Genomic DNA, 24,286 nt, shown 5'->3' on the forward strand with positions numbered 1-24,286 from the left:
AATTGCCGTTAAGAAAAGGTTTTAAGCAATTAACTTCCGCGACGGACGAAGGGTAAGTGGCGTCATCGGCGAATTGCGTGACGTGAATTGCGCGGATGACCATGCCCTCGCGGATAATCTCGTGGAAATGCGGCCCGGCCGGTTGTCGACAGGGATCGGTCGGCTAAAGGCGCGCGCCGGAAAATCGTTCAGGAGGGTATTAATGGTGGGGCAAGCAACCGGAGGGCGTCGGGGGCATTTCGATCGCCTTTTTCCGCTGCGTCTCTGGATTGCCCTTCCTGCCACGCTGAGTGCTGCCACCGCAGCGCATGCCGAGGCGGCGGTCACCCCGGAAGACGGGGACGCGATCTTGGTAACCGCGCAAAAGCGGGTCGAGAACGTCCAGCAAGTGCCGATCTCGGTCGCTGCGTTCGACGCCGCTGCGCTGATGCGTGCTAACGTGGCCAGCGCGCCGGACCTCACTCGCATCGCGCCGGGCCTCCAGATCAGCCGTGGCACCCAGTCGGCCTTCTTGCGGGTCGCCATCCGCGGCATCGGAACGGCGAGCAACACGACCATCGAACCCAGCGTCGCGGTTCTTGTCGACCGCGTTTACGTTCCCCGTCCGGGGGCGATCGTCGGGACCATGCTCGACATGGACAGCGTCGAGATCCTGCGCGGCCCGCAAGGCACGCTGTTCGGTCGCAACGCCAGCGCGGGCGCGATCCAACTGAACACGGCCCCGCCCAAGGCGAACTTCTCCGCCGGCCTGGCCGAGGAAGTCGGCAACGGTTCGCGCTATAAGCTGAACGGCTATGTCAATCTGCCGCTGGGCAGCGCCATGGCGCTTCGCGTTGCTGGTAGCGCCCAGTGGTTCGGCGGCTTCTGGCGCAATCGCTTCGATGGCAAGCGTTATGGCGGCGCCGACGACCTGGGCCTGCGTGCCAGCTACAAGGCCGAGGCGGGCGGACTGACCTGGCTGGTCCGCGTCGAGCGCCTGCGGACAAAGGGCGACGGTTCCAGCGATATCGATTTCGACGCCGACAGCGTTTCGCTCGCGCAGCTTTCCGCGTTCCGATCGCGTCTCGGTGGAGTGCTTCCCGACCTGGAACTGGACGACACCCGCATGAACCAGTCGGTTACCGCCAGCTTAGACGACCGGCAGTGGGGCCTCTGGAGCACGCTGTCATTCGATCATGACGGGACCACCGTTCGCCTGATCGACAGCTATCGCGACTGGCGCAACCGGCAGCTCGACGGTGATGTCATCTACACGCCTGTCCCGATCCTTTCGCGCGTGGGGAACTATCGATCGAGGAGCCATAACCACGAGCTGCAGTTCATCTCGCCCGAGCGCGGATGGCTCGGCGGCCGGCTCGACATGGTCGGCGGTGTCTATCTGTTCAGCGAGGACTATGCGCTGGGCGAGAAGTTCCAGATGCGCGCCGCCTATTGCGACATCGTCGCGCCGCCCGGAGGCAACCGGGTCGGATGCAACGCCTTCATGGCGGCAGGGGGCGGCCAGGACGCCACCAGTCAGAAAGTCGCGCAGGCGACCCGGAGCTATGCCGCCTATGGTCAGGCGACCATCCATCTGACCGGGGCGCTGAGCCTTACGCTCGGTGGCCGCTACACCCTGGACCGCAAGCAAGGCAGCTATTCGCAGACGATCACCAATCCCTATGTCGCCCTGCTGCGCGCACCCGAAGTGCTGACGCTGCCAGACGTCCGCGACGAGCGGCTCACCTATCGCCTGGGCCTCGGTTACCAGCCAAGGCCGGACATCCTGGTCTTCGCATCGCTGTCGACGGGGTACAAATCGGCCGGCTACAACAGCGGCGGCGGGGCGACGCCGCTTTCGACTTTCGATGCAAGCGGCAAGCTCGTCTCAACCAGGCGCCTGTTCGCACGCGAGACCTCAAGGAATGTCGAGCTGGGAGCCAAGACAAGCTGGCTGTCCGGCCGGCTCACTGCCAATCTCACGCTCTACAGCATGGACATCGACGGCTATCAGGATCGCGCCTTCGACGGGATCAGCTTCGTCGTGCTCAACGCGGGGAGCATGCGCCAGCAGGGCTTCGAATATGACATGATCGCTTCGCCGGGCGGGGGCCTCAGGCTGACCTCGTCGATCGCCTACCTGGATTCGCGGTTCCTCGAATATCCCAATGCGCCGGGCCTGCCTGGGCTGGGCGGCACGCAGGACCTCAAAGGCAAGCCCACCACCGCCTCGCCGAATTGGACGGGCCGCGTCGCCGCCGATTGGACGCAAGGGCGGGTCGACGCGAACCTGGGCCTCTCGTTCGTCACCAGCCAGTTTCTGGGGCTGGGATCAGACGTCAATCCGCAGACCATCCAGAAGGGCTATGCGCTACTCGACGCGCGCATGACGCTGAACGCTGTCGATCGTCGTTGGGCCCTGTCGCTGTTCGGCACCAACCTGACCGACGCGTCCTATGCGCTCGGCCGATTCTACCAGGTGCTCGACGGTGTGTTCGGGCTTCGCAACGGCATCTTTCCGGGCAGCACGGCGATCCGCGTCAGTCGATCCTATCCGCGCAGCTACGGACTGTCGGCGAGCTTCCGGTACTAATCCCGTTCCCGACATCAGCACGCGGCCGTAAGCCGCAGCGCCGATCAGCGCGACCGGCACGGCCAGCAGGCACAGCGCATGGCCGACCGAGTGAGCGCCGCTCATCGGCGCCATCAGGTCGCTGACAAGTCCGACGGCGGGAATGCCGAGGCACAGCGTGAAGACCGACGCCGCGGTCGAGCAGACGGCGACCGCCAAGGCCCGGTGGCTCGGTCCCGCCGCATCCTGGATCAGCCGCGTTGCCGGAGCGGGCCAGGCGAAGGCCGGCGCCTGGAGCAGCGTCATCGCCGCCAGCGCCAGCCACCTGTCGTCGGCTGTGACCATCACCAGCGTGGCGGGAATGCTCAGGCTGGTCGCGGCGACCATGAACCAGGCTTCGGGGTGCGCCGTGCGCTTCCGCAGCCAATCGCAGAGCGGACCTGCGCCGACCACGCCGAGCGCGCCGGAGCTCCCGACCGCAAGCGCGCCGTAGAGGCCGATCTCGGCCACGCTCATCCCATGCGCACGCATGAAGAACGCGGGAATCCAGGCGTTTGTCGCATAGGCGACGAAGCTGGATGCGGACAGCGCCACGGCCAGCGAGCCCATACCACGCGTGCGGACGACCGCTATGATCGCCGCCGTCATCGTGCCGTCGCGGTGCAGAGCAGTGCGCGGACGCGGATCCTTTACAAAGGCGAGGATCAGCAGCGCCACGAGAAATCCGGGTGCCCCGGCAACGAGGAAGGCGGCCCGCCAACCCCAGAGCTGCGAGACCTGACCGCCGACGAAATAGCCCAGCAGGGTGCCGACCGGGACGCCCACGAACATCAGCGACAGGGCGGAGCTGCGTCGCCGGGGTGAGGCAAGGTCGGCGACGAGCGCTGTGCTTGCTGGCTGGGCACCGCCTTCGCCCAGACCAATACCGATCCGGCCCAGAGCCAGCGTGAGATAGCCAAAAGCAAGCCCGCAGACCAAGGTCGAGGCGCTCCACAGCACCACCATCGCCGCGAGCAGCTTTCGACGATCCGTCCTGTCGGCCAGCCACCCCATGGGAAGTGCCACGGCAGCGAAGAACAGGCCGAAGGTTGCGCCGGTCAGCAGGCCCAGTCCGGCGTCGTTGACATGCAATTCCGCCTTGATGCTCTCCGCCACGACGTTGATGACCTGCCGGTCGAACAGATTGACCGTCACGCCAGCGAAGAGGATCGTGACACCGAGGCGGGCATTCGCGGGTGGTGCGGGCGTATCTGCCGAGGGTCCTTGTGGTAGCCGATCCCCGGCAGCCCGGCACATGGCGATACTCGGCATTGGGCGGGGGAACATTCGGAGCGGTCACCTAGCGCGATGGGCACGCGCCCGATCCGGGCGGTTTGACTCATTGCGGTTCGGCCCACCGCAACGCAAGCCAGGCACGGTCGAAGTTAACAAGTTAATACTTGGGCGATTTCACGCGCCCGGTCCCGGCTAGATCATGAAGGTGCCTTCGACCCAGATACGAATGGAATCCGAAGGTCCGCGCGCCTTGAACTTGGAAATGACACTTGCGCGATGGGCTTCTACCGTTCGCGGGCTGATTCCCAGTTCATCTCCGATCTCCCGGCTCGAGAGGCCATCGACAACTTTTGCCATGATCTCTCTTTCCCGTGAATTGAGGTTCCGAACTTTGTCGGCCGAGGCCTCATAGCGGACTTTCCAGTTAACAATGTTGCCATTCCATCGATGGCTGCGCTCGATGCTCTTTTCGACATCGGTGTGGCTGAACGGCCAGATCAGATAGTCCCTGGCACCTTCCATCGCTGCTGCGGCGACGCGCTGGGAATCGCATACTTCGTCGAATGCGACCAATGGCGACCAGCACTCGCGCTTTCTTGCCAGTTCTTTTGCCTTTGGCACCGCGCTGCCATTGTCGTGCACCAGAATGGGGGCGCCGTCGGGTGGAAGCTGGAACAATTCGTTGGGGTCTTCGAGCGGCAGGACGCTGTAGCCGCCTTTTGAAAGTTCGAAAGCAATCGCTGCGCGGCGAGTACAATCTTCATCCACGACAAACAACTTGTTGAAAGTGACCATTTAGATTCGTCTGCCCCGCGATTTAATATCCGGATGAAACACGATGGCCTCGCTGATGTGTTGCCTATTGCACTTTTCGTTCACCATGTTGATCTTTGGTAAGTTAAGATATTCCGACCGGATAGCCGTTTCCATGGGTCGCCGGTCGTCCCGGCGCCATATGCAAATATTTCGGCGCGATCGGTGCGGGAATTCCTGTCGGCAACCGAAATGTCGGCGGCTATCACACCCGGAGATCTGCTCATGCGCGGTGGAGGAAGTGCTGCTCGTCAGTAACAGCGTGGCATTTTTGAACGAGATGGCCGGCTATACGAATGCTCATCGGCACCTTGTATACATCCAGAATGGCGCATTAACTCTTGTGATGCCTTTTGGGGTCCAATTCCCCCAGTTGTCTGTGATTTTCACGGATATTGTCGCGTAAAGTTAAGCGGAGTTGTCGTTTTTTAATTTGACAGGGCGGGTGGGAATAAAGGAACTCTCGCGCGCCGGTTCGAGAATTGTCATGGTTTTTTAGATATTTGGGGAAATTTCGTGGATGTTGCCGGGTAGAATATGGACATCAGCAAACGAATAACACTCATTGACGGCAATTCGCATCGCAGAGCGGAGATCTCGCGGTTTTTTCTGGGAATGCAGTTCCACATCGAGCCTTTCGAGAATGATTCAGAGCTCGAAGGACATTGGCCAAGCGACGGCCATATCCTGGTTCACGATACGGAGGAGAGCGTCGCCCACCTTGCGGGCCGGCTTCCCAGCACAGGCGTCTGGTTGCCGATAATCGCCTATAGTGAAGCGCCACAGCCGGATCGCATCGTCGATGCCATACTCGAAGGGGCAATCGATTATTGGACGCTACCCCTTGATAAGGACAGGGCGACAAGCAAGCTCGCGCTGGCTCGCGAGCGGACCGACAGTTTCGGTTTGGCGAGGGTGCGCGAGGCTGCCGCCAGGCGGAGCATCGAATGCTTGTCCAGCCGAGAGCTGCAGGTGCTTGCCGGTGTAGCCTCGGGCCTCCAGAATCGCGCTATAGCAGAACAGTTGGGCATAAGCCCTCGTACTGTTGAAGTTCATCGCGCCCATATGATGGGCAAGCTCAAGGCAAAATGTACGACGGATGCGATCCGCATTGCGCTTTACACATCCTTGTCTTTGAATCCTGCGGAGTGAACTCGATCGGAGGTTTTATTGATAGCTGAGTGTAAAGGTGGCGGCTGCCTGAATCAGGCCGGGAGTCGCTACACCGGTCGCGTAGTATTGGACCGTAAGCGGGATGGACGAGATCGAACCTGACGGACCGACCAGCCATTGGTTCGTCGTGCCCGCAACCGCAGAGTCCGGGCCATAATTTATCGCGCTTCCATTGCTGCGCAGTATCTGGAGTTTCACGTTTCCAGCTGTCGAGGTTCCCTTCAGGGACGGCAGCGTCGACGTGTTCGCGGCATTTGTCGTATCCGTAAGCGTAACATGGACATCGGCCCCGCCGGTGGCGCAATTGAGCGAAATGGAGAAGCTTGTCGCGCCGGCCGTCTGCCCGGCCGCCACGAGTTTCTGAACCGATACGGCCGGCAGATACACCGCAATCGATGGATTGGCGACCTGGCAGGTAACGCCGGTCACGGTTCCATTGTTGGCGGTCACCGTCAGGGTCTGGGCGCTGAGACTGAGCACGCCGCATCCCAGGCCGACGGCCGCGAAAGTCAGGCCGACGCTCGGCAGTGCATTCAGCGTCCCGGAACCGATCGGTCCGGTAACGATCAGATCGGCATCCACCCTGGTGAGTGTGCCGGGTGCGCTCAAGGACAAGGCAAGGCTTGCCTGGAGACCCGGAGTGATCTGCGTGCGGGTTGCTCCGTTGTAATAGTAAAAATTGACGCCGAGGCCTGGCACGCCGGTCGTGAAAGTGTTGCCGTTCGCGGCCGAGCCGGACAGGAAGAGCGTAGTAACCAGGCACAGGCCACCGACACCGGCCGCGGAGATCGTAGATGTCGATGTCGCCAGGACCGTGCCAACCGGTTTGTCTCGCGCTGTCGAGTACGGGCCGGCCGGGCTCAATGGCAGGTTTGCCGGGCTGATGACGATCGATATCGCCTGCGCCGGAGAGCTGAAGCCCAGGGCCAGCAGCAGGCAGATCCCGGCCAAGCGGCCGATCGAGCGGCGCAACAGATCGAATAGCGTGTTCATGGAGCCCTCCGCATCTCAAACAGGCAATGCGGTGATGCGAGGTTCCGGCTCGGCCAGGATCGTGCCTGGGATATTGGTCCGGCACAGCACCTCCAGTTTGACGAGGGGCGCGATATCCTTCCCTGAGACCGGGAGCCTGTAGCCGAAACGGCACTGATCGTCGCTTGAGGCGCCCCATTTGACCAGCAGGTCGCCTGCCTCGGGAACGCCTCGCAGGAACATCTGCCCGTTCTGACCGACCAACCCGATCTCCACATCCGTTTCATCCAGGACATCCGCGCCGAAGGGAACCGGAGAACCGTCAAGCAGGCGCGCGGTGATGACCACGCCCGGTCCGCTTCTCGTCCCGAATTTCAACATCACCGCCGCGTTGGCATGAGGGGCGATCTGCTGGCTGGTGTTCGTCAGGTCGACGTCGATCGCCGAGCCGCGCGGGTCGAGGTCCACCTGATTGAGCCGGTAAGGGACGAGATAGGGAACGATGGCATAGCCCGCGCCGTCGATGCGCGCGCCGGTCGCCGAGCCTATGGCAGCGCCCTTGGCGCCGGGCGCTTCGACGATGCCGATGGTGTCGCCGAGCTGGTTGGCAAGCGTTATGCCTCCGGGATGCATGACCAACCCGCCGCTTGCGCCAAAGGAAACCTGATTGAACGAAGCGCTCGTACTCGCGCTGGCCGAAAGCATGGCGAATGGCGCGCGGTATCCGGCGCCGACGCCGAACGACGTCTCGCCGGGGCCGAGGTTGAGGTTTGCGTTGTAATTGAATGCCTGATCGTCGCCGAGCGTCCCGGTTAGCGATAGCTGGCCGCCTGTTCGGGAATGCCCTTCGATCCTGTCCTGCGCAAGGCTCGCGGTCATGCGGGGCGCGTTGAGGCTTCCGCTGAGGGCCAGCGATAGCGAGAGCAGGAAGCGGTCCTCGGTCTGCCCGGTGGCGTCGTCGCGCTGCCGGCCATAAGACAGGCCATAGTTGAGATTGAGGTTACCCAGCGGAGCAACGTTACTGTAGCCGGCCTGGACCTGCGTGCGCGATCCGGTCGCGTTCCAGTAGCTCGTGATCGAACCCGTCAGATAAAGGTTCCCCCAACTCCCTCCCAGGTTCTGGCTGACGTTGGCCGCGATGCGGTTACGCTGGCGCGGTATGGACGGTATCGAAATGCCGCCGCTACCGGCTGCTCGCCGCGCTATCAGGGCGTCATCCATGGTCCAGAAACCGCGGGAAGAGTAACGATAGGCGGCGACGGATACATTCGTCAGGATGCCCGGCACCACTTTGCTGTAGCTCAATCGCACGCTGTAGCCTTGGTCGACATCGAGCGGCGTGATGCGAGCCCCCGCCAGGGTGGCGTCGAGCGCGACGGCTCCCAGCGGCGTATTCAGCGCCGCGCCCACCAGCCCCGAGGTGTAACCGGAGGCCAAGGCAATGCCCGCATAGCCTGTGACGGTGTTGCTCACCCCGTACTGCAGGGTGCCCTGGAAGAAGTGGCTGCCACTTCGCTTGCCGCCCAGGACCAAGTCGCCGGCAGCAAGGCTGTAGCGAAAGACACGCGGGCGCAGCAGCTGTACCAGCGAGGAATAGGGGACCGTAAAGCTGTGCTGGCTGCCGTCGGACTCGAGGACCGTGACCAGCAGATCGCCGCCATAGCCTGTTGGATAGAGGTCATCGATTTCGAAGGCCCCCGGAGAAACCGTGGTTTCCAGAATCAGGGTGCCATTTTGCATGACGCGAACCCGGGCATTGGTTTGCGCAGTGCCGCGGACGATCGGCGCATAGCCTTGCTGCGATTCAGGACGCATGCGATCGTCGCTCGCCAGCGCGATGCCCCGGAAGCCGAAGCTGTCAAACAGGGCGCCGTCGGTGAAGCTGTCGCCGATCGTGACGGTGCTTCGAATGGCAGGCAGGTCACGCTGGAGATAGAGCGCGACGTTCTGGTAGTGCCATGAGCCGTTCGTGCCGCTGAGCGTGCCGCGTTCGCGAAAATGCCAGTCGCCGAGGTTCAATCCGCCGGTCAGCCCGGCGTAGAAGCTGGTGGTGGTGGCGTCTGCGGTTTCGACCCGAAAAACGCTCGTATCGTAGGCAAGGGTGGCCGACTGCACGCCCCTCTGCCAGTTCTCCGGGCTCACATAGCCGCGGGCTTTGTGGCGAAGCGCCGCTTGCGGCAGGCTGATGGAGAGAAGCAGCGCCGACTGATCGAATTCCACGGATGCGGCGGCCACCGCAGCGGTGAGATCGGCGCAGTGCTCGCTTCCCAGTGCGGCACGGGCCTCAGCCGATAGCGCGGCAATGTCGAGTTCGAGCCGGGAGAGGATCGCGCTGTCGAGGCATGGCACGGCGCTCGCCGCGCCCGGCGGGGCCGTAAAGGTCACCATCGTTCGCGCGATCCAGCGGCCGTTCAGCGCCAGATCCACCATGTAGCTGCCGGGCAGGACAGGATTGTCTCTGGCAAAGCGGGCGATGTCGACCTTGTGTCCGGTGACCTGGAGAAAATCCGAATTGAATTCCACCGGCGTGACTTCCGGGTCCGCCTCTGCCTGGGCCGGAAACGCGATCATCATCGCAGCGGGGAGCGCAAATGACCTTCGGGGCCAGCCGCACGACTGGACAAGCCTGGAAGCGGTCATGCCCGGCATTCCCGAGGATCAGGACGCCGCGCGCGCCACGGCTTCGCCGCGGACGATGGCGCCGAAATCGTTGACGAAGCCATATTGAACGGTGGCCTGCCCGATCAGCGGCGCAGCCTGTCTCGACAGCTTGAATTGCTGGTTGGCGAAAGGTGCCAGCATGCCAGGTTCGCCCGAGACGATCCCGCTTCCGGCCGCCAGCTGCACTTCGGCAAAGGAAACGAAGAATGGCGTGGGATTGCGTGCTTCCAGGACGACATCCTCGCCGCGCCTTGCGACGGACCAGGTCACCGATGCGGCGGCGCTGTCTGCGCTGCCCGGCAGGCCCGAAGGGCGAAAGAACAGCTTCAGGCGATGCCGGAACGCCATCTCCAGGCGGTTGGACGGTTCGGGGCCGCTGGACGCGCGAGGAGGAATGTCGAGAACGTTGAGCCAGAATACCGTCTCGCGATCTTTGGCCAGCGGTTCCCGCGTATAGATCAACCGAAGCGTCTGGGCCTTGGCGGGATCCAGGCGGAACAGCGGCGGCGTCAGGGCGAACGGAACGGTGTCGTTGCCGGGCCGAACGGAGGGATCGCCAGCATCGATCCAGATCTGGACCAGGGACGGCCGATCGCCGACATTGCGCATGCTGACCGAGACTTCGCGCTTGGTCGATATGTAGACCACGCGTGTGCTATCCACCACGACGCCGGCGCGGACTGCCTCGGGAGCCAATGTGCAGGCCGCCGCCAGTACCAGCGGATAGCTCGCGCGCCTGAAATCGATGACGGACATAGGTCCAGCTCCCGTCGAGCGAGATGTTTGGAATGCCTGGCTCGGCTGTTGATGCTTTCCGCCGGGAAAGCCCCGCGAACTACTGATAGGTCAGCGAATAGGTAACTGAAGTCGTCACCGAACCCGACGTCGTCGCGCCGGTCGCATAGTACCGCGCCATATAGTTCAGAGTTCCGTCCGTAATGCTCGGGCTCGAGGTGGTTGTGACCCCGGTTGTGGTGGCCTGGCCGCCGCTACCCACCGCGATCGGTACGCCGGTTCCGGTGAGCAGCTGCACCTGGACATTGCCGGCCGTCCCGCCGTTGATCAGGTTTCCGGTCACGGTGTCTACAGTGGGACCCGCTTCAAAATAGGCGTTTACCGTTTTCCCCGTCGTGCATCCGGACAAATTCAAAGTGAAAATCGTCGCTCCGGCCACGACCCCGCCGCTTGGCAGGCTCAGTTTGGAAATGGCGGGTAAAGCGACCGATCCGTTCGCCGATGTATTGTTCACATTCACGACGCAAGTTGCGTCTGTGAGAGATCCCGTGAACGAGATCGTCCCATCTGCAGCGTTGACCGGGCTCGCAGAGAAGGCCGACAATGCGAACATAATTACGGTGCCAGTATGCTTCTTGTGCTTCATTTGCAATCTCCCAACAGCTTTGGCCGTTGCTGATGTGCTTCTGGCGATTGGCGCCGCCTTTGCACTTCTTGATGAAGACTACGCCTCTCCCCTGACCTCGTGGTTAAGCGAACTTAGTATCCATTACTTATAAGTATCGCCACGTAGCGCGGGGTAGAAGAAGCTCTACTCTCTTCGCATACCAAATCTCGTGATTTCGCTGGTTGGGTATATCGGGCGATGCAGGATGAAGCGTTCCGAAGCTCCACAAGGGCTGGGTAGATCGAGCCAACGCCGATCACGCGAGCGCGTCATAGGCGGCTGCCTGGAAAGCATGGTGTATCGGCGGCCCGCTCGGATCCTCGAAGGCGCGCTGCGTCAGAAGGATCGCCGTCAAGTCCTCGGTGGGATCGCTAAACCAGGAGGTGCCCAGTCCACCGGACCAGCCGATCGCGTCGGGTCTGAGGTTTTGAGCTCCCGCAGCGGCCACGACCGAGAGGCCGTAGCCCCAGCCGTGCCCGTCACCGAGGATCATTGTGCCGCCCTTGCGTTGGGAAGCGGTGAGATGGTCGGTCGTCATCGCCGTAACCGACGCTTCGGACAGGATCGTCCGGCCATCGTGCCTGCCGCCCGCCAGCATCATGCGAGCGAAGGCAAGAAAGTCGTCGACCGTCGAGACGAGCCCCGCATCCCCGGCCTCGAAGACCGGCGGATGTCCCCAGTCGCTGGAGGTCGGCTCGTCGTAGCAATCGAGCTCCGCGCCCGAGCCGTGATAAGCGGGCACGAGGCGGCCCTGCTTGGCCGGCGGTGCCCAGAAGCCGGTATCGACCATGCTGAGCGGCGCGAATATCCGCTCCTCCAGAAAGCGCGACAACGGCATGCCGGCAACTCGCGCGACGAGCACGCCCTGCACGTTGGAGCCCGCGGTGTAGAGCCACTGTTCCCCGGGCTGTGCCAACAGGGGCAGGGTGCCGATCCCCTTCATCCAGGCATCGTTGTCGAGCGGCGCCGTCGGATCGGGCGGGCCGAAGCCCATGAGGCCCAGCCGCTCGATCTCGCGCTGGATCGGATAGGTGCCAGGCGGGGCCATGACCAAGCCAAGGCCGAGGCGGAAGGTCAGGACGTCTTCGACCGTGATCGGCCGCCGTGCGGGCACGGTATGGTCGAGCTCGGCGTCGAGGCTTCGCAGAACCCGCCGGTCCGCAAGTTCGGGCAGCCAGCGCTCGACAGGATCGCTCAACGCGAGCAAGCCTTCGTCGACCAGCATCATGACCGCGGCCGCGGTGACGGGCTTGGTCATCGAGGCGATGCGGAACACGGAATCGCGCGCCATCGGCTCATTGCCGCCGACTACCGTGGTTCCGATCGCCATGACATGCGTCTCGCCGCGGCGGTGCACCAGGCCTACCGCTCCGGGGGCCGCATCGCTGGCAACGTGGCGCTCGATCGTGTCCCGAAGCGCCACGAGGCACCCGGCGCTGAAAGTCTGTCCCGACATCGATTGCCTTTTCTATTTGGCGGGCTCACCGCAAAGCATCTGCATCGCGCGCGCTGCTATATCCGCTCGGCTCGGCGGAACACTCCGCTCGCCCGCAACCGATGCCACGGCGGGGATCGCGAGCAGGGCGGCGGCGGCCGGCACGATCCACCGCGCGGCACCAAGACGCCGCCACGATCCCGCCAGGGCCGCCGCGATCACGGCCAGCAGGCCGCAGCACAGCATCAGGCGGCTCCGGCTGACGCGATTTCGTGGGTGCGGCCGTCGTTGGGATAGCTGTCGTGCCGTTTCACCCAGTCGCCGAGATTGCCGCCGGCGCCCTCGTCGCGGCCCTTCGGTACCATGTCGATCCAGCCATAGGCGGGGAGCGTCGTCTCGTTCCCGCGCGCATAGCTTGAATAGGTGTGGTAGATTTCTCCATCCTCGCCCAGCGCGAAGACGCTGGCGCCGGGCAGCTCGTCGATCTCGGGATCGGGCTGATCCTCGAAATTGTAGAACACGCCGTTTCGCCGCTGGTCCTCGGTGAAGGACACATGGAAATCGAAGTTGAAGTCGCTCGCCGCCGAAGAGACCCAGCGGAAGCTCCAGCCCATTCGCCGGCGATAGGCTTCGAGCTTCGCGATCGGCGCGCGCGACACGGCTACCCAGCTCACGTCCTTGTGCTCGAAATGCCGGCGGGCGCCGTCGACCTGGTCGGACAGGAACGAGCAGCCCGTGCAGCCTTCCTCCCATTCCGGTGCGAACATGAAGTGATAGACGATCAGCTGGCTGCGCCCGTCGAACAGCTCGGCCAGGGTGATGCGGCCGTCGGGGCCTTCGAACACGTAGTCCTTCTCGAGCCTGACCCACGGCAAGGCTCTGCGTTTGGCGGAAATCCGGTCGCGTTCGTGGGTCCAGACCTTTTCCTCGGCGAGCAATGCGCGCGACGCTTCGAGCCATTCGGCCCGCGATACGATCTCATGCTTCATCGTCGGTCTCCTCACTCTAAGCGAATTGGCGCACCAGCTTGTCGAGCGCGCCGTTCCAGCCCTGCTCGTGGCTGGCCCGCGATGCTTCGTTCGTGAGCTGGGCGTGGGTGAAGGTCAGCTCGGTGCCGGTCTCGATCGGTCTGAGGTCGATCTCGACGCGCGAGACGGCGCCGTCCTCCTCGGGCTCGCCGCCCGCGGTCCAGCACCAGCTCATCACCAGCCGCCTGGGCTCGTCCACCTCGAGATACTCGCCCTCGCTCTGGTGCTCGCTGCCGTCGAGCATGCGGAACCGCACCTTAAAGCGGCCGCCGACGCGCAGGTCGGTTTCGGCGAGCAGCACCGGCCCGTCGTCCGGACCCCACCAGCAGGCGATACCGTCCGGCTCGGTCAGGGCAGCGAACACGATCGACGGGCGCGCGGCGATCCGGCGCACCAGGGTAAGACTCGTCATTCGCCCTTCTCCTTCGCTTCGGCCCCGCTAGCTTCAAACTTGCGTGCCTTCGCCTCCTGAGCCTCGGCGAAGGTCGCGAGCCGGTCGAGGCTGGCCGACCAGAAGCGTTCGTAACGGGTGAGCCAGCGCATCGCTTCCTCCATCGGTTCGGGCGCGAGCCGGATCGAGACCGTCCGCCCCTCCTTGGACCGCGTTATCAGGCCGGCATCGCCGAGCACGTCGAGATGCTTCATCACGGCCGGCATCTTGATCGAGAAGGGCCGCGCCAGTTCGGTGACCGACAGCGCATCCTCGCGTTCGAGCCGTGCGAGGATCGCCCGGCGCGTCGGGTCGACGAGGGCCGCAAAAGTGCGGTCGAGGCTTGATTCTGGTAACTTCACCATATAGTGAAGTATTGAGACTCGAAGGCCGGCTGTCAAGTGCCGGTCGTCAGGCCCCCATCGATTGTCGAAGGAGCATGGACATGCTGCGCAGAGTTGCCTTCACGATGTACCCGGTGACCGACATGGCTGCCGCCCGCGCCTTCTACGAAGGCCCGCTCGGCCTGGCGACCGCAAGCTCACCGACCACGCCCTGGGTCGAGTACGACCTGCCGGGCGGCGGATGCTTCGCGATCACGACCGTGCTTTCCGACTCGCCGAGCGCATCGGCCGGAGGAACCATCGCCTTCGAGGTCGACGATATCGAGGCGCTGGTCTCCCGCTTGCGATCGAGCGGGGTCCGGCTGGCCGGAGAGACGCTGGTCAGAGGGCCACACTGCCGGATGATGACCTGCTTCGATCCCGACGGGAACTCGGTGCTGATCCATCAACTCGACGACGACCGCGCGAATTGACGTTGCGACAAGTCGTCGCGCCAAACGTTTCCCCCTAAACGGAAGGAATGCCGATCCATGGATAACGATCTGACCATCTGGACGCTGGACTGGGTGCCTGAAGGCCCCCGCGGTTTCGTGCGCGATCTGCGGCTGCGGTGGGCCTGCGAGGAAGCGGGGCTTGCCTATACCGTGCGAACCATCCCGTTCGAGGGGCGCGAGACGAACCACCTGTCGCGCCAGCCCTTCGGCCAGGTGCCCTATCTGGACGATGGCGAACTGAAGATGTTCGAGAGTGGTGCCGGACTGCTACATCTGGCCCGCAAGAGCGAAAAGCTGATGCCGCGCGATCCGGTCGGCGAAGCGGAAACGATGCAATGGATGATCGCCGCGCTCAACTCGGTCGAGATGGTCACGGTTCCCTGGTGGTTTCTTGGCCTGTCGGGCGCGAAGGACAACGGTCTCGATGGCTGGGTGCAAAGTCGCCTCGATCATCTCGAGGTGGTGCTGAGCGACAGGGAGTGGCTCGCTGCCGATCGTTTCACCGCTGCGGATCTCCTGACGGCAGACATCCTGCGCATCCCGAAAGTTCGTTCGTACGGGGAGCGGCCCGCCACCGAAAACTATGTGGCCCGGGTGACGGACCGTCCGTCGTTCAGAAAGGCCCACGCCGATCAACTGGCCCATTTTGCCGCGGCCGATGAACAAAGGCCGGCCGCTGGCTGACGGCGGAAATGCCTCATCGATCGGGAACCAGGCTCCTGGAGGGATTGGACAAGCCGCGCGTCTGCCGCTGACGGAAATCGCGCGGGCTGATGCCGACCGATCGACGAAAGGCAAAAGTGAAGCCGGAGGGCGAAGCGAAACCGATCTTCGACGCGATCGCAGTGGGCGCCTTTCCAAAGCCTGCTCGACCTGGCTCATGACGAGCAGGCCCTTGCCAACGACATGCTGTTCGAAGTCGAGGCTATGGGAGGAGCGCCGATCAAGCTGGCGCGAGGCCCCGTCCAGTTCGACCACGCGCGGGGCGAAACCACGCGGGCGCCGCAGACCTCCGAACAGACCGAACTGGTGCTGATGGAAGCTGGCTCCGAATGGGATAACATAGAGGCGCTGAAGGCAAGCGGCGCCATCGCGTGACCGGGCGAGGGGCACGGCCGAGAATTCTGCAAGCTTTGAGGAAGTGGAGAGAACAATGAGCAATCGCGAAGTCGTGGACTGGGATCTCGGAACGAAGAATCTCCGGATCGAGCGAGAGGGCCCAATCGCCTGGTGCATCATCGATCGGCCGAACGCGCGAAACGCCTTCACGCCCGCCATGTACTTCGGGATCAAGCAGGCGGTGCGACGCGTGAACAGCGACAAGGACTATCGCGCGCTGATCATCACGGGCACCGGCGATGTCTTCGCGCCAGGCGGTGATCTCGGCGGGCGTTACGAGGAAGGCGACCGGCATGTTCCCCAAGGCCTTACCTACGAGACCATGCCCTTTATTGCGGTCCGCGAAAGCCAGGCTCCGGTGATCTCGGCGGTCAATGGCATCTGCCAGGCCGGCGGTCTACTGATCGCGATGATGTCCGACATTGCCGTGATCAGCGAGCGTGCGAGCTTCCGCGTGCCGGAACTGTTGCGCGGCATCATCGACGCGACCTATGCCGCGGTGCTGCCGATCCACGTCGGCATGGCCCAGGCGCGCGACCTGCTGCTCTCGGCGCGCAAGATCGATGCGGCCGAAGCGCACCGGATCGGCCTGGTTTCGCGCATCTGCAAGCACGAGGACCTCGAGGCCGAGGCACGCAAGGCGGCGATCGAAGTGCTGCAGACCGCCCCGGAATGCCGGGCCCACGTCAAGCGCATGCTCAACCAGCAATATGCCGCGATTGACTTCGAGACGATGTTCGTTTCGCTGATGAGCCCCAACAGCGAGGCGCGCGAGGGGATGAATGCCTTCATGGAGAAACGCCAGCCGAACTGGATTCCGTCGAATCTGCCTGATTGAGCTGCATTGCCACCATCTGTCGCGACCAAATTAAACGAGCCGAAGCTTGCGCAGTGTGCGAGATTTGAACTCGTGTATGCTGGGTAGAAATATTCGCCCCTAACGGCGGGCAGGAGAGGAATTTCGGATGGTTGCATTCGCGGCTGAAGTCACCAGCGACGCGCCGAACCCGCCGCAGGCCAAGTGGATGGCGGTTATCGCGGGCCTGTCTTTCAACATCATCATCGGCTGCCTCATGGGCTCGTTCAGCGTGCTGCTCGATTCCGTGGAAGAGCGACTGCACGTGGCACGCTCGCTGTCCTCGATCGCGGGACCGCTGGTGATATTCGGATCGGCCCTGATCGCCTCGGTGGCCGGTGTGCTGATCGCACGATATTCGCTGCGATGGATGCTGTTCCTGGCAGCCGCCATGTCGGTGGCGGGCTATCTGCTGCTTGCGGTCACGGCGAGCTATCCGCTTTATATTGCGAGCTACGCGCTGTTGTTCGGTCCCAGCATGGCCATCGGCGGTTCGGTCGGCCCGGCTACCCTGGTCACGCGCTGGTTCACACGGCACCGCGGCCTGGCGCTGGGGCTGGTGAACGTCTCCTTCGTCGTCGCTGTGATGCCGCTCCTCTGCAACTGGACGCTCAAGACCTATGGCGCCCAGGCGACCTATTTCATGCTCGCGGGCATAGTGGCCGCCTTCCTGCCTTTCACTTTGCTGGTTCGCGATCACCCGGCCGGCGCAAATGCCATGTCCAACACGGACAGCGCGGGCGAGGCATCAGGGTCCATGACGGTAGGCCTGATCGTCCGACAGGTGGCGTTCTGGGCGCTCGCCATTGCCGCCGCGATTGTGATCACCGGCATCATGATCCTCACGTTCAACATGATCCAGATTGCCAGCTCGCTCGGCGTGGGCCGCGATGATGGCGCGCTCCTCCAGGCGATCATGTCGTTTGCCGGAATGGCGGGCTCCATCCTGTTCGGCTGGGTCGCCGATCGCATCGGCGGCGCGCGGGGGCTCGCTCTTATCGCCTTCAATTTCGCAGTTCTTCTTGGCCTTCTGCTGTTGCATCTGCCGTTCGTACCACTCGCGATCGTGATCGGCCTTTTGGGGCTTCACGGTTCGGGCATGATTCCCAATCTTAGCAGGGCCTTGGCCGATGCTTTCGGCCGGGACAGTTTCAGCCGCGCTTTCGGTCTCGCGACTTCGCTGAGCGTGCCGTTCACGCTGATAGGCCTGATCGGCACGGGTATCTCCGTCACCAGGACTGGGGCTTATGGTTTGGCGATCGGCGTGACGGCCGTGATGCTGATCGCCGTCGTTCCTTTGGTGCTCGGGCTCTCGAAGGTATCGGCCTCGTCGGAACCCGCCAGCGGCAGGGCCTGAGATGAGCGCGACAGGGGCCTTCCGCCGCCGGGTTTCGGTTGCCACCCGCAAATTTGCGGATGGACGGCTGGAAGCCCGGTGTGCGGTCGAGGACGAATTCCATCGCTTTCGCGTTCAGCTTGAGGCGAGCGATAGCGTGATAACTGCCGCGCGAAATGACGCACGCCGATCGCCGAACACGCTTTGCGAGGCCGCTGGCCAGCGGCTCGTGGAACTGGTCGGCATGGCGCTCGATCCTGCCTGCGCCGCCGTGCTCAATCATGCCGACCAGTTCCAGCAGTGCACGCATCAGTTCGATCTCGCCGGTCTGGGGGTGGCGGCGATGGCGCTGGAACGCCCGCGGCGCACCTACGATGTCACCGTTCCGGATCGCATCGACGGGCATACGGTGGCCACGCTCGACGTCGACGGTCAGCCCATGCTCCGATGGCGGATCCTGGATATGACCGTCGAGGGGCCCGCTCCTTACGAAGCTCGATCGCTGGGCGCCGGCTTCACGCAGTTTACGAGGTCGCTGGGTAGGGAAGAGGCAGAAGCCGCGCTAGTCATGCGCCGGGCCCTGTTCGTCAGCCAGGGGCGCGGGCATGATCTCGAAGCGCTCGGGAATCGCGGTCCGGTCGGCGGCTGCTGGGCCTGGCAGCCGGAGCGCATGGCGGAGCTCCGCCGTCTCCCGGAAAACCGACGCGACTTCTCGGACAGAGCCGAGGCCTTGCTCGCCGACGATGCTGAATGGCTCGACTTTCGATCCTGACGATCGGCCTTAGAAGCGTGCTTATTCGGCGCTATCGCGAAACTCATGTCGCTTCTACGCAAGCCGAGCCGCGGTCCGGTATGGCGCGAGCCAGCAGCGCAGCTATGGCTGCAGGCTGATTGGATGTAATGGGAGCGATCCTGAATGGAACGCATCGTCGCCAACGCCATCCATCCCGGTGAGGCCAATACCAAATTTGCCGCCCATGCCGAGCCGTGGATGGCCAAGATGATCCTCGATCAGAACGAGGTGTCTCCGGATGTAGGCGGGGACACCCTGGCCTGGCTTGCCGAAGCTCCCGAGAACGGCTCGATCTCGGGCTGCTATTTCTACGAGCGCGAGCAAGTCGAACCCAGTGCGGCCTCAACTGACGAAGAAGCCGCCAGGCGCCTGTGGGACGAGAGCGAAGCATTTCTGGCGCGTAGCGGGTACTGACCGAACCTGCCGCCGCCGATTACTGCGCCGATCCCGATCCGAGCATACGTCCTGCAATCGCGCCGTCGTCGAACCAACTGCTAGAACGGGTACGTGGAATCAGGCCTGCACCCGGCGATTCCATGCCCGCCCGGCTTCCTCGTGCGAAATACGCCGCGGTCCTTCGGCACTGCACAGATTGCACATGACAGAAAAGTGCTGCGAATAAACGTGCTCGTAGAAACCAACATTGGTCGAGGCACAGAACGGGCAGGCGAGCAGTTCCATGCTCGCCTCCTCATTTACCGGCCGGTGGGAGCTATCCTCATTCGGCATAGAGTGGCACCGCCGCCTTTGCTGTCCCATCAGGCTTCCGACGTTCCGTTGCTATCTTACCGGGCTTGCGACCCAGACCGATCTTCTTGGCAAATTCGCTGTGCCTGCCCGAGTAGTGGAGCTGCCATTGGATAGTCGCTCGGCACCCCCCGCCGGGCTGCCAAATTCATTATATGGCCAATAGGCGGCCGAAGAAGGAACGGTAGCGCTGTAGCGCGATGCGTAGATCCTCGGTCGAAACGTTGCTGCCGCGATCCCATGCGCCTTCCAACTGGTCGCGTTCCGCGGCGAACATTTCCGCCAATCGCTGCATGGCCGACGCGACCAAGGCGTCGGCGTCTTCGACTGATTTCCGGGGCTCATCGACAAATCCGGTCTGGATATGATCCCAGCGTGTCCGGAGATCTGCGACTTCGGATTCAGGGAGCAATGGCGTTCCAGAGGTCGGCTTCGTATCCGCCGCTCGATCGCTACGCCTTGCCTCCATCGCTTCCGCGAGATCGGCCGTCGAGGTTGGATGCTGCGCGCGGTCGGCAACGAGATTGGAGTTGTCGTTATCCATGGTGCTTCTCCTTTTCCGCTACGGTCTCCGCATAATGATCGGGCTCGTTCACCAAGTCGTCGAATAGCGCGCGGAAATGGATCATCGCCGTGCGCAGATCTTCGGTGGATGCCTCTCCCCGCGAATGGCTGAGGGCGAGGTCATGCGCGGTTCGGTAATGTTGAACGACATCGGGATGATCGACCGAGAGATCTGCCGCCCTCTGGTCGAAATCACGCACCGGATAGCCGCGCGCCAGCATTACTTCGCCGAGGAGATCGTCCGCACGAGTGACGGCGTAGCTCGGATCATCGACGAATTGGGCCTGAACCCCGCGCCAGGTTTCGACGAAATGGGCGCGCATCTCGCTCGAAAGCGGCTTGATCGTATATCCTGCAACCCGCTTCTGGCGCTCGGCCAGCAGCGTCTCGGCCTTTCGCTCATCGCCGACGTCATGGACGGCGCGCGCATATTCCGGACCGAATTGTGATTTGAGCGCTTCGGTGCGGCGGGTGCGCATCCAAAGAACGATCGCGGCGGCTGCCAGCAGGACAACCAATACCGCTAGAATGATTTCCGTTGGGGTGAAGGGCACGAGCCGTCTCCTGTATTAACTTTCGATGCCCCGTGCGGTTAACAATGCGAAATCGCTGCGAACGTTCCCCTTGATGTGCTCGTGCCGGAATTTTCAGGGATAGGGCGGGCTTGCTTGTCGATCTCCGCTACCAGTGTCAGGCCCCGCGCATAACGATAGGTTGGACGAAAACCCTGACCGGGAACGCTTACGCCGCGAATCTTATCGATCCGCGGCGTAAACAGAATTCAGCGCTGATCGCATAGGGATGCGACCATAGTCACTTAGGGCAACTGAGCGTATCAGGCCGGGTGCGCGGTGCGTTGACCAAATTGGGCTCCGACGCGCCGCGCGCGCAGGAAGGCGCCGACCAGACCGAGACCCAGGATCATCGTCGCCCAGGTGCTGGCCTCGGGCACGCTTGCCAGAACGGCATTGTCCGGCGCGAAATCGCTGATCGGTTGTTTGAGCTCTGCGGGTGTGCCGCCGCGTGGCCAGATGTTGAAGCGGAAATGCAGCGGGTCGGCGCCGGTGGCGGGCAGCAAGGCTGAGAGCGGCACCAGGGCATCGAAATGATCACCGCTGATCGTCATCGAGCCACCGAGACTAGCAAGTGACGATGCACCGATCGCAGCGGTGCCGTCTTTCTGGAACACGATGACCTTGTTGAAAGTGACGCCGGGCAAGCCCAGCGAGGCGAAGCTTGCGGTGGGCGTTCCCGTATTGACGCCTACAACGTAGAAGCCGGGATTGGCGGGAGTTATAGCGCCCGCGAATACGGCGTTCAGAAGGAAGTTGTTGGTCGCGGTATCGAAGTTGACGGAAAAGCTCGTCACGTCGAGATCAGGGTTCTTCGGGCCGTCATAGCTCGACAGGAAGTCGCCAACGGGATCGACGACAGTCATCGCCGAGGCCGGTGTGCTTGCAAGACAGAGAAGTGCTAGCGCAATATACGTCTTAGGCATGCCAATCTCCTAGAGGTTCAACCTGTCCACCCGAACATCAACCAGCCGGCGCTCGCAATCGCGCCGGCAACCCGGAATTTGCCGTAGTCGGGGGTTAGTTCCGGGGAGCTCGCGCTGAGTTCAAAGCAGCGCCGGACGAATTTCCTCGCGGCGCGCATTTAGCGGCAAGGCGAGGTAAAACGTCGCTAAAGCGACCAGACCATGCTGAGTGTGACTGCCAGGCGGTCGTGATCCGTGCCGTTATAGTGCTCCGGGTTTGGGCCGCCGTCGGAGACCGCAAGTTGCAGCTCGACCGCGCCCAGGCTGCGTGCGGCGCCGATGCGCCAGTTGTAACCGACGCGGCTCGCCCCGCCCGCAGTCCCTCCCGCAACGCGGATAAGGCTGCCGGCATGTGCAGTCAGATGCCAGTCACGGGCCGGCTCCACGGCGCCATCGATCGCCACATAAACCGTCTGAACGCCCGGCTGAAAATAGTGAGGGCTATAGTGGACGTGGAGCGCCAGTTGTCGGGTCAGCACGCCGGCATAGATCTCAGTGTAGTTCGCACCGCGTCCGCCGCTGGAGTATCTGCTGTAGTTCGATTGGACGACGCCCAATTCCAGGCCCGTTCCCACGGCGGTTCGATGGATGAATCCGATATTGGCCCGAACATTGATGACTTTGGGTTCTGACTCGACGATCGTGGTGGTCGCCGCAGCGCCGGCATAGACGCCCGAGGGGTGGTCATACGTCAGATTGAACACGACTGCCGGATCACCGCGGCTTACCGTTCGCCCGCGAAACCGTTCGTCGGTGGTGATCGTAACGGTGGCACCGGCCTGCGCATGGGCGATGGACGGGTTGAGAAAAAGCAGGCACGCGAGGCCGATCGGGCGCGTGGACACTGTCGCCGGCCTAGTGGGCAGCTTCCCCAGCAACCTCAGTAGTGCGCGCACAGTCGCATTCACAGCGTCTTCCAACCTGAAGCATGGTTGCGCAGGCGTCGATGCCAGTGTTCCCCCCGCAGTGTCACCAGAGTCAGTGCGTTGCCGCGTGATTTCGCGCGCAACAGGGCAAACAGGCCGCTGACATGGGCAGCGGCAAAGGAGCTTCCGCTGGCGACATTCCATTTTCCGCCAAGCTGCGTAGTGATCACGTCATGGCCGGGTGCCGTATAGATGCCCGCACGGCTGGTGCGTTGGCCCTCCTCGGCCACTGCGACGACGCCGCGGTGCGATGATGGAAATCCACCCTCGGGCAAGGCAGGGTCGTAGGCGGCGACGATCGTAATCCTGCGCGTCAAGGCGACGTCGAGCAATCGCTCCAGCAGTTCTCCACGGGGGGCCGGCGAGGCTCATGTTGATCACCTGGGCGCCGTGGTCGATTGCGTAGGACAAGGCTTTCGCCAGGCTCAACGTATCGCAGAGCGTGGCGCGGCTATCCTGTTGGCATGCGCGCAATCCCCAAAGCCGCGCGTCGGGTGCTATTCCGACGATCCCCAGATGGTTTCCGGCCTTCGCTGCGATGATGCCCGCCACCGCGGTTCCGTGGTTCTCGGCCCGAAAGGTGCTGCCTGTGACGAAATTCATCTTTACGGTCACTTGCCCCGACAGGTCGGGGTGCCGGTCCTCGATGCCGCTGTCGATCACCGCGACGGGGACGCCTCGGCCGGTGGAAATTCGATGCAGGGCGGCAAGCTTCCAGAGGCCGGCCGCAGGCTGGGCGCGGTAAAGCGGATCGTCATAGGACATCGGCGAAGATCGTGCGGCATAGACCTGCATGGGTTCGGCGAGGACGACGTCGCGATCGCTTGCGAGCTGGCTGAGGGTCTCCTCGACCGATCGACCCTCTGGAACCTCCATGACGAAACAGGTCAGCTCGATCAGCGGCATCGGCCAGTCGTCGGTGATCGTCAGACCGTGCGCGCGTGCAATGCGGCGCGCGAGCTGAAGTCGTGACCGGCGCGCCTGGTTGGTGCCATAGGCCCCGCCATATCCCGAATTGAGCTGGAAATGCTCGGGCGCCAGGCGGGTCATGACCAGGACCTTGGGCCGTTCGGCATTTGGGGGCCGTTCGGGATTTGGCGTTTCCTGTGCATGGACCGAGCCGGGGCTGAGGCACAGCGCGGCCAGTCCCATGCAAAGCGCGATGAGGAGGTACCACGGCTTCATGGAGCGGGCTGAGAATCGATTGGCTGCGCCAGAACAAGGTCCTTGCTCCGCTGAAATTCCGCCAGCGTCTTGGCGCGTTCGTTCTCCGGAACTCTCAGGATGTAGGCGCCGGCGACGGTTGGGCCGTCGACGATGACCGCACCATGGGCCAGGAGCGTGGTGCGCAGCTGCTGTTCGGAAACGTCGGGCCGGAACATGGCGATGACATTTCCTGCGCGAGGTGCAGGGGATGCGCTCAGGACGTGATATTCGGCCGCCGGCTGCCTCGGCAGTGCCATATAGACCGTGCCGGCCGCTACTATCACTACGATCTGGCTGGCCAGAACCCAGCCCATGTGCGTCGGCCGCTGAAACAGGTCTTTGAGCGCCGAAAGGACAGGCCGCGGACTCTGGTCCTTTGCCCGCCCGTGCATCTGGCGTCGGACCGCCTCCCAACCGGCATCGGCGTTTATCGGAAGCGAGACGACATGGGCAGCAAGCTCGCGCTCCGCCGCCAGCTCGCGCCGACAGGCGGCGCAGGTGGCAAGATGATCGTCGACCTCGGCCCGTTCGGCCGGGGCGAGGCGATCGGTCACATACCAGGGCAGCGCTTCCTGCACCTGCCGGTGACGATCGCTGCCAAATCCAATGATCTTGCCCATGATC

Annotated in this window: 27 protein-coding genes and 1 pseudogene; 9 read left to right on the forward strand and 19 right to left on the reverse strand. The window is 63.2% G+C overall.

All coding sequences use genetic code 11. The features are described 5' to 3' along the window. Positions 1 to 202 precede the first annotated feature (202 nt). Complete coding sequence (locus KRR38_RS27360; protein ID WP_217406562.1) at positions 203 to 2,572, forward strand: TonB-dependent receptor; 2,370 nt, start codon at positions 203 to 205, stop codon at positions 2,570 to 2,572. Positions 2,573 to 2,746: 174 nt separating this feature from the next. Here the strand turns inward: KRR38_RS27360 and KRR38_RS36490 are convergent. Beyond that, positions 2,747 to 3,877: pseudogene (locus KRR38_RS36490) on the reverse strand (MFS transporter); the annotation flags it as partial. Positions 3,878 to 4,018: 141 nt separating this feature from the next. After that, a complete protein-coding gene (locus KRR38_RS27365) occupies positions 4,019 to 4,621 on the reverse strand; it encodes a response regulator transcription factor (RefSeq protein WP_217406563.1) in 603 nt (200 codons plus the stop codon). Positions 4,622 to 5,176: 555 nt separating this feature from the next. On the opposite strand from KRR38_RS27365, the gene KRR38_RS27370 reads away from it, so the two are divergent. Then, positions 5,177 to 5,791, forward strand: a complete 615-nt coding sequence (locus KRR38_RS27370; protein WP_217406564.1) for a response regulator transcription factor — start codon at positions 5,177 to 5,179, stop codon at positions 5,789 to 5,791. Positions 5,792 to 5,806: 15 nt separating this feature from the next. Here KRR38_RS27370 and KRR38_RS27375 read toward each other — a convergent pair whose 3' ends face one another. The 9 genes from KRR38_RS27375 to KRR38_RS27415 all read right to left on the reverse strand — a co-directional run bounded on the left by KRR38_RS27375 (position 5,807) and on the right by KRR38_RS27415 (position 14,102). Beyond that, complete coding sequence (locus tag KRR38_RS27375) at positions 5,807 to 6,805, reverse strand: fimbrial protein (protein WP_217406565.1); 999 nt, start codon at positions 6,803 to 6,805, stop codon at positions 5,807 to 5,809. Between the two features lie 15 nt (positions 6,806 to 6,820). Beyond that, a complete protein-coding gene (locus KRR38_RS27380; RefSeq protein WP_217406566.1) occupies positions 6,821 to 9,358 on the reverse strand; it encodes a fimbria/pilus outer membrane usher protein in 2,538 nt (845 codons plus the stop codon). A gap of 84 nt (positions 9,359 to 9,442) precedes the next feature. Continuing rightward, positions 9,443 to 10,201 carry a molecular chaperone gene (locus tag KRR38_RS27385; RefSeq protein ID WP_217406567.1) on the reverse strand — a complete coding sequence of 253 codons (759 nt, stop codon included), beginning with the start codon at positions 10,199 to 10,201 and terminating at the stop codon, positions 9,443 to 9,445. Between the two features lie 79 nt (positions 10,202 to 10,280). Then, entirely contained in the window at positions 10,281 to 10,826 is a 546-nt protein-coding gene (locus KRR38_RS27390) for a fimbrial protein (RefSeq protein ID WP_217406568.1), read from the reverse strand. A 277-nt stretch (positions 10,827 to 11,103) separates the two neighbouring features. Further along, positions 11,104 to 12,303, reverse strand: a complete 1,200-nt coding sequence (locus KRR38_RS27395; protein WP_217406569.1) for a serine hydrolase — start codon at positions 12,301 to 12,303, stop codon at positions 11,104 to 11,106. A gap of 12 nt (positions 12,304 to 12,315) precedes the next feature. After that, positions 12,316 to 12,528 (reverse strand): hypothetical protein, encoded by a 213-nt coding sequence (locus KRR38_RS27400; RefSeq protein ID WP_217406570.1) that lies wholly within the window; start codon positions 12,526 to 12,528, stop codon positions 12,316 to 12,318. After that, positions 12,528 to 13,271, reverse strand: a complete 744-nt coding sequence (locus tag KRR38_RS27405; protein ID WP_217406571.1) for a thioredoxin family protein — start codon at positions 13,269 to 13,271, stop codon at positions 12,528 to 12,530. The genes KRR38_RS27400 and KRR38_RS27405 overlap by 1 nt, the downstream gene beginning before the upstream one ends. Positions 13,272 to 13,287: 16 nt before the next feature. Continuing rightward, positions 13,288 to 13,722 carry an SRPBCC domain-containing protein gene (locus KRR38_RS27410; RefSeq protein WP_217406572.1) on the reverse strand — a complete coding sequence of 145 codons (435 nt, stop codon included), beginning with the start codon at positions 13,720 to 13,722 and terminating at the stop codon, positions 13,288 to 13,290. Further along, positions 13,719 to 14,102 carry a metalloregulator ArsR/SmtB family transcription factor gene (locus KRR38_RS27415; protein WP_309141153.1) on the reverse strand — a complete coding sequence of 128 codons (384 nt, stop codon included), beginning with the start codon at positions 14,100 to 14,102 and terminating at the stop codon, positions 13,719 to 13,721. The genes KRR38_RS27410 and KRR38_RS27415 overlap by 4 nt, the downstream gene beginning before the upstream one ends. A gap of 83 nt (positions 14,103 to 14,185) precedes the next feature. On the opposite strand from KRR38_RS27415, the gene KRR38_RS27420 reads away from it, so the two are divergent. The 7 genes from KRR38_RS27420 (at position 14,186) to KRR38_RS27450 (ending at position 19,096) form a co-directional block, all read left to right on the forward strand. Further along, entirely contained in the window at positions 14,186 to 14,557 is a 372-nt protein-coding gene (locus KRR38_RS27420; protein WP_217406574.1) for a VOC family protein, read from the forward strand. A 57-nt stretch (positions 14,558 to 14,614) separates the two neighbouring features. Further along, entirely contained in the window at positions 14,615 to 15,262 is a 648-nt protein-coding gene (locus tag KRR38_RS27425) for a glutathione S-transferase family protein (protein WP_217406575.1), read from the forward strand. A gap of 222 nt (positions 15,263 to 15,484) precedes the next feature. Beyond that, the gene (locus KRR38_RS27430) at positions 15,485 to 15,676 is read left to right on the forward strand and encodes a hypothetical protein (RefSeq protein ID WP_217406576.1); all 192 of its coding nucleotides are present in this window, start codon (positions 15,485 to 15,487) and stop codon (positions 15,674 to 15,676) included. Positions 15,677 to 15,731: 55 nt separating this feature from the next. Beyond that, the gene (locus KRR38_RS27435) at positions 15,732 to 16,535 is read left to right on the forward strand and encodes an enoyl-CoA hydratase/isomerase family protein (RefSeq protein ID WP_217406577.1); all 804 of its coding nucleotides are present in this window, start codon (positions 15,732 to 15,734) and stop codon (positions 16,533 to 16,535) included. 127 nt (positions 16,536 to 16,662) lie between these two features. Further along, positions 16,663 to 17,910 (forward strand): MFS transporter, encoded by a 1,248-nt coding sequence (locus KRR38_RS27440; protein WP_217406578.1) that lies wholly within the window; start codon positions 16,663 to 16,665, stop codon positions 17,908 to 17,910. A 1-nt stretch (position 17,911) separates the two neighbouring features. After that, positions 17,912 to 18,661 (forward strand): DUF2889 domain-containing protein, encoded by a 750-nt coding sequence (locus KRR38_RS27445; protein WP_217406579.1) that lies wholly within the window; start codon positions 17,912 to 17,914, stop codon positions 18,659 to 18,661. A gap of 144 nt (positions 18,662 to 18,805) precedes the next feature. Continuing rightward, positions 18,806 to 19,096: a hypothetical protein gene (locus KRR38_RS27450; RefSeq protein WP_217406580.1), complete on the forward strand. Its 291-nt coding sequence runs from the start codon at positions 18,806 to 18,808 to the stop codon at positions 19,094 to 19,096. Between the two features lie 99 nt (positions 19,097 to 19,195). On the opposite strand, the gene KRR38_RS27455 is transcribed toward KRR38_RS27450, so the two are convergent. The 8 genes from KRR38_RS27455 to KRR38_RS27490 all read right to left on the reverse strand — a co-directional run bounded on the left by KRR38_RS27455 (position 19,196) and on the right by KRR38_RS27490 (position 24,282). Further along, a complete protein-coding gene (locus KRR38_RS27455) occupies positions 19,196 to 19,363 on the reverse strand; it encodes a Lar family restriction alleviation protein (RefSeq protein ID WP_217406581.1) in 168 nt (55 codons plus the stop codon). Positions 19,364 to 19,580: 217 nt separating this feature from the next. After that, positions 19,581 to 19,973, reverse strand: coding sequence for a hypothetical protein (locus KRR38_RS27460; protein ID WP_217406582.1), 393 nt, complete (start codon positions 19,971 to 19,973; stop codon positions 19,581 to 19,583). Continuing rightward, a complete protein-coding gene (locus tag KRR38_RS27465) occupies positions 19,966 to 20,547 on the reverse strand; it encodes a hypothetical protein (protein WP_217406583.1) in 582 nt (193 codons plus the stop codon). Before KRR38_RS27465 ends, KRR38_RS27460 begins: the two co-directional genes overlap by 8 nt. 281 nt (positions 20,548 to 20,828) lie before the next feature. Then, positions 20,829 to 21,491 (reverse strand): PEP-CTERM sorting domain-containing protein, encoded by a 663-nt coding sequence (locus KRR38_RS36495; protein ID WP_254514998.1) that lies wholly within the window; start codon positions 21,489 to 21,491, stop codon positions 20,829 to 20,831. A 185-nt stretch (positions 21,492 to 21,676) separates the two neighbouring features. Beyond that, the gene (locus KRR38_RS27475; protein ID WP_217406584.1) at positions 21,677 to 22,375 is read right to left on the reverse strand and encodes a TorF family putative porin; all 699 of its coding nucleotides are present in this window, start codon (positions 22,373 to 22,375) and stop codon (positions 21,677 to 21,679) included. Positions 22,376 to 22,434: 59 nt separating this feature from the next. Continuing rightward, positions 22,435 to 22,626 carry a hypothetical protein gene (locus tag KRR38_RS37520; RefSeq protein ID WP_217406585.1) on the reverse strand — a complete coding sequence of 64 codons (192 nt, stop codon included), beginning with the start codon at positions 22,624 to 22,626 and terminating at the stop codon, positions 22,435 to 22,437. Position 22,627: 1 nt separating this feature from the next. Then, positions 22,628 to 23,641, reverse strand: coding sequence for a S8 family serine peptidase (locus tag KRR38_RS27485; protein ID WP_217406586.1), 1,014 nt, complete (start codon positions 23,639 to 23,641; stop codon positions 22,628 to 22,630). Then, complete coding sequence (locus KRR38_RS27490) at positions 23,638 to 24,282, reverse strand: zf-HC2 domain-containing protein (RefSeq protein WP_217406587.1); 645 nt, start codon at positions 24,280 to 24,282, stop codon at positions 23,638 to 23,640. The genes KRR38_RS27485 and KRR38_RS27490 overlap by 4 nt, the downstream gene beginning before the upstream one ends. Positions 24,283 to 24,286 lie beyond the last annotated feature (4 nt).

The sequence above is a fragment of the Novosphingobium sp. G106 genome, assembly GCF_019075875.1.
Taxonomy (GTDB): Bacteria; Pseudomonadota; Alphaproteobacteria; order Sphingomonadales; family Sphingomonadaceae; genus Novosphingobium.

Bases quoted from the DNA above. Each gene is read 5' to 3' on its own strand.
- KRR38_RS27360 (WP_217406562.1), top strand. From the start codon at position 203: ATGGTGGGGCAAGCAACCGGAGGGCGTCGGGGGCATTTCGATCGCCTT.
- KRR38_RS27365 (WP_217406563.1), bottom strand. From the start codon at position 4,621: ATGGTCACTTTCAACAAGTTGTTTGTCGTGGATGAAGATTGTACTCGC.
- KRR38_RS27370 (WP_217406564.1), top strand. From the start codon at position 5,177: ATGGACATCAGCAAACGAATAACACTCATTGACGGCAATTCGCATCGC.
- KRR38_RS27375 (WP_217406565.1), bottom strand. From the start codon at position 6,805: ATGAACACGCTATTCGATCTGTTGCGCCGCTCGATCGGCCGCTTGGCC.
- KRR38_RS27380 (WP_217406566.1), bottom strand. From the start codon at position 9,358: ATGATGATCGCGTTTCCGGCCCAGGCAGAGGCGGACCCGGAAGTCACG.
- KRR38_RS27385 (WP_217406567.1), bottom strand. From the start codon at position 10,201: ATGTCCGTCATCGATTTCAGGCGCGCGAGCTATCCGCTGGTACTGGCG.
- KRR38_RS27390 (WP_217406568.1), bottom strand. From the start codon at position 10,826: ATGAAGCACAAGAAGCATACTGGCACCGTAATTATGTTCGCATTGTCG.
- KRR38_RS27395 (WP_217406569.1), bottom strand. From the start codon at position 12,303: ATGTCGGGACAGACTTTCAGCGCCGGGTGCCTCGTGGCGCTTCGGGAC.
- KRR38_RS27400 (WP_217406570.1), bottom strand. From the start codon at position 12,528: ATGCTGTGCTGCGGCCTGCTGGCCGTGATCGCGGCGGCCCTGGCGGGA.
- KRR38_RS27405 (WP_217406571.1), bottom strand. From the start codon at position 13,271: ATGAAGCATGAGATCGTATCGCGGGCCGAATGGCTCGAAGCGTCGCGC.
- KRR38_RS27410 (WP_217406572.1), bottom strand. From the start codon at position 13,722: ATGACGAGTCTTACCCTGGTGCGCCGGATCGCCGCGCGCCCGTCGATC.
- KRR38_RS27420 (WP_217406574.1), top strand. From the start codon at position 14,186: ATGCTGCGCAGAGTTGCCTTCACGATGTACCCGGTGACCGACATGGCT.
- KRR38_RS27425 (WP_217406575.1), top strand. From the start codon at position 14,615: ATGGATAACGATCTGACCATCTGGACGCTGGACTGGGTGCCTGAAGGC.
- KRR38_RS27430 (WP_217406576.1), top strand. From the start codon at position 15,485: ATGCTGTTCGAAGTCGAGGCTATGGGAGGAGCGCCGATCAAGCTGGCG.
- KRR38_RS27435 (WP_217406577.1), top strand. From the start codon at position 15,732: ATGAGCAATCGCGAAGTCGTGGACTGGGATCTCGGAACGAAGAATCTC.
- KRR38_RS27440 (WP_217406578.1), top strand. From the start codon at position 16,663: ATGGTTGCATTCGCGGCTGAAGTCACCAGCGACGCGCCGAACCCGCCG.
- KRR38_RS27445 (WP_217406579.1), top strand. From the start codon at position 17,912: ATGAGCGCGACAGGGGCCTTCCGCCGCCGGGTTTCGGTTGCCACCCGC.
- KRR38_RS27450 (WP_217406580.1), top strand. From the start codon at position 18,806: ATGGAACGCATCGTCGCCAACGCCATCCATCCCGGTGAGGCCAATACC.
- KRR38_RS27455 (WP_217406581.1), bottom strand. From the start codon at position 19,363: ATGGAACTGCTCGCCTGCCCGTTCTGTGCCTCGACCAATGTTGGTTTC.
- KRR38_RS27460 (WP_217406582.1), bottom strand. From the start codon at position 19,973: ATGGATAACGACAACTCCAATCTCGTTGCCGACCGCGCGCAGCATCCA.
- KRR38_RS36495 (WP_254514998.1), bottom strand. From the start codon at position 21,491: ATGCCTAAGACGTATATTGCGCTAGCACTTCTCTGTCTTGCAAGCACA.
- KRR38_RS27485 (WP_217406586.1), bottom strand. From the start codon at position 23,641: ATGAAGCCGTGGTACCTCCTCATCGCGCTTTGCATGGGACTGGCCGCG.
- KRR38_RS27490 (WP_217406587.1), bottom strand. From the start codon at position 24,282: ATGGGCAAGATCATTGGATTTGGCAGCGATCGTCACCGGCAGGTGCAG.